We start from the raw sequence: 3,164 nt of genomic DNA on the forward strand, positions 1-3,164 counted from the left end.
CAGGAGTGTTGAGATGTGCGTTTCTCACGCTAACACCATAATAACTTAGGGGATTGATGCTTTCACTCATGCATCTGTCAGCCTGAATGAATTTAATTCTACAACCTTGGAGGTGTCTTTATGAATCCAGTAGAGATTGCAAGATTTGGCCTTTTTCAACGAATCGATCAGGATGGCTGGTATGAAAAAGATAACCAATTGGTGACACCGAGTGGTGAGGTGGCCTATGTGGATAATCAAGGAATGGTACGAACCGTTCAAAAGGCCAAGCCACACCAGGTTGAATGGATAAAAAATGCGCTTGAAATTGCCCGGGAGCATTTCAAAGACAAACTGTTTGCAAATAATGTTGAATCGATGAATCAGCGTTCTATACGCAGGAGGGGAGAATCTCATAATTTATTGGGTGCCCAGGTTTTCGATGATGACTTAGATGATGAGGCTATGGAGGCTATGATTGAGGATTTGGCTGCTCGATTTGCAAGTCAGGATCGATTTCAAAGTTCGGCCAAATTAAAAGATCTCAGACAACCCTTGGGGGAAAAAGTCGACCGGACATTCTTGAGTGATATACGCAAGCTGAAAATAATGTTCACAAAAGACATCAGTGTCCTTGATGAAGTTCGTACTACGATGGTACGTCACGTTCTGAAGGATTTATTAGAATATGGTTTTGTCAGGCTTGCCACAGCTGAAGAGTTTAAAGATAAATTTAATTATATAGAGAGTGAAAACATGAATAACGATTCTGGGGAGATTATTGCCTATCAGACCGAAATTGGCGAAGGCCGCGTGAAAATTCATTTCATTAAAGCTGACGATTTTCTCAAATCATTGCACACTGCTGAGACGGATGGGTCAGCCAACCTTTATAGGTTCAACTGTTTTGAACAGCCGGATAAATGCATCGCTTTGGCAGAGAGCAAGGAAGATAAGGCCATCCCGGGAAAAGGTGCCGTTAAGTTTAAATGATAACCTTACCCCGAGTAGATTCAGGGAGTCACCGGCGTATACTAATATAAAAAATATGGGTAAATTTATGGATATCCTGGACTTTCCTGAACCAATTCAGCCTGATTCATAACAGCACGAACCCTTCACTGGATTTGAGGCTCCAGATAAAAAATGGTTAATTCGGTTTAGACCAGCGGCAAGAAGAATGGCCTGTGATAGCAGTAAAATAGACTACGAAATCTGTTTCATGTTGGGAAGCTATAATTGCATTTTTTTATTAGTACAAGCCACTATTCCAGCTTGTTAAGTTGCAGCCTGTAAACTCTGATAAAATACGCTGTTTTAAGAGGCTGTTATGAACTTTTCTGAATTAGGTTTAGATTCGCTATTATTAGAGGCCGTGGCAGATGCAGGTTATCGTGAAACGACAGCGATACAGCAACAAGCGATAACAAAAATTTTAGCAGGCCACGATATTTTAGCGGGTGCACAAACAGGCACAGGTAAAACGGCGGCCTTTGCATTACCCATTTTACAGTCTTTATTACAGCCCATATTAAGAGACACACAAAGTGCAAAAAATGTTGATCGCAGTAAACCCAAAGCGTTAATCCTGACGCCAACACGAGAGCTTGCCCAGCAGGTGTATCGCAGTTTTATCACCTATAGCGCAGCAACCGAGCTTAGAACGGTGCTGGTTTATGGGGGGGTTAGCATCAAGGTTCAGATCGATGAGATTCAACAAGGTGTTGATATCCTGGTCGCGACGCCAGGGCGATTGTTAGATCTTGTATATAACGACCATTTGGACTTATCGGCGGTGAAGTTTTGGGTATTAGATGAAGCCGATAGAATGCTGGACCTGGGGTTTAAAGACGATATAACCAAGATTGCCAGATTTTTGCCAGCTCATTCAGCAACCTGCAAGCGTCAGACGCTATTGTTTTCAGCAACCCTCAGTGATGAAATCTTTGTCTTGAGTAAGCAGTTTTTACATCAGCCCCTGATTGTTGAAGTGGATGAAAGAAACTCCGCGGCAATCAGCGTTGAACAGCTTATCTATAATGTTGATCCGGATAAAAAGCGTGGCCTGTGCTCGTATATGATTGGCTCCAAAAACTGGCAGCAGGTGTTGCTCTTTACCCGCACTAAAAAGGCCTGTGACCAGCTTGCGGTTGAGATGACTAAGGATGGCTTAAGTTGTGCGGCTATTCACGGCGACAAATCACAAGGGGCCAGAGAAAAAGCCCTGCAAGCCTTTAAAGATAAGCAGTGTCGTGTATTAATCGCTACCGATGTTGCCGCCAGAGGATTGGATATTAAACAGCTGCAATATGTCATTAATTATGAACTGCCTTATCAGGCGGAAGATTATATTCACCGTATAGGTCGCTGTGGACGTGCTGGCGAGAGTGGACTGGCTGTGACGCTGGTCAGTGAAGAAGAATTATATTTGCTTAAACAGATTGAGGCTCTACAGGGCAGTACCCTGATGCAGCAATGGTATCCGGGTTTTGAACCGGATCTGGACAGGCCCATCGGCCATAAAAAGCCTGAAGGTAGTAGCCCAGGCAAACCCAGGCGTATGAATAAACGAAAAATGAGGCAACAGGCTTTGGCGCAGAGTGGTCAATCTAAACGTAAAAGGTAGGTCGAAGAGAGCTGCAGCGACAGCAGTTATTGAACGTAAGTCGTCGCTGCTGCCACGGGAAGTTACAGAGTCACAAGCAGGGTATTCAGTCGGTGATTGGATTTAGCCAAAAATCGTCAGTGTTGCCTGCAGAATAATCAGGTTCACGATGTCGATAAAGAAGGCTCCGACAATCGGCACAACCATAAATCCCTGGGGTGATGGGCCGAAGCGGTTAACCACAGAGCCCATGTTCATTACGGCAGTCGGGGTTGCGCCTAATCCAAAACCACAGTGTCCGCTGGCAATAACCGCCGCATCGTAGTCTTTCCCCATTACTCTGAAGGTTACCACGTAGGCAAACAGTGCCAGCATGGTAGACTGCACCATCAGAATGATCAGGAATGGAACGGCCAGATCCAGAATATTCCAGAGCTTCAAACTCATCAACGCCATGGCAAGAAACAGGGCCAGTGATACTGTGCCAAGGATATCCACCGTCTCAACATCCAGCTTTTTCAACCGGGTGGCTTCCAGAATATTGGTGATTAACACCCCGGTAAACAGTGCATAGACAAAG

General features: G+C 44.7%; 3 protein-coding genes. 2 read left to right on the forward strand and 1 reads right to left on the reverse strand.

From position 1 onward, the window contains the following. Nucleotides 1-120: 120 nt before the first annotated feature. Complete coding sequence (locus RM811_RS16305; RefSeq protein WP_402526394.1) at nucleotides 121-972, forward strand: hypothetical protein; 852 nt, start codon at nucleotides 121-123, stop codon at nucleotides 970-972. Nucleotides 973-1,309: 337 nt separating this feature from the next. Beyond that, nucleotides 1,310-2,605, forward strand: coding sequence for a DEAD/DEAH box helicase (locus RM811_RS16310; RefSeq protein WP_402526396.1), 1,296 nt, complete (start codon nucleotides 1,310-1,312; stop codon nucleotides 2,603-2,605). 102 nt (nucleotides 2,606-2,707) lie between these two features. Here RM811_RS16310 and RM811_RS16315 read toward each other — a convergent pair. Beyond that, nucleotides 2,708-3,164: sodium/glutamate symporter (locus RM811_RS16315; protein ID WP_402526399.1), on the reverse strand; the 457-nt coding region annotated here is incomplete at its 5' end.

It is taken from the genome of Endozoicomonas sp., assembly GCF_031844845.1.
In the GTDB taxonomy this organism is placed as follows: Bacteria; Pseudomonadota; Gammaproteobacteria; order Pseudomonadales; family Endozoicomonadaceae; genus Endozoicomonas.

Coding starts and splice junctions, on each gene's coding strand:
- RM811_RS16305 (WP_402526394.1), top strand. CDS start 121: ATGAATCCAGTAGAGATTGCAAGATTTGGCCTTTTTCAACGAATCGAT.
- RM811_RS16310 (WP_402526396.1), top strand. CDS start 1,310: ATGAACTTTTCTGAATTAGGTTTAGATTCGCTATTATTAGAGGCCGTG.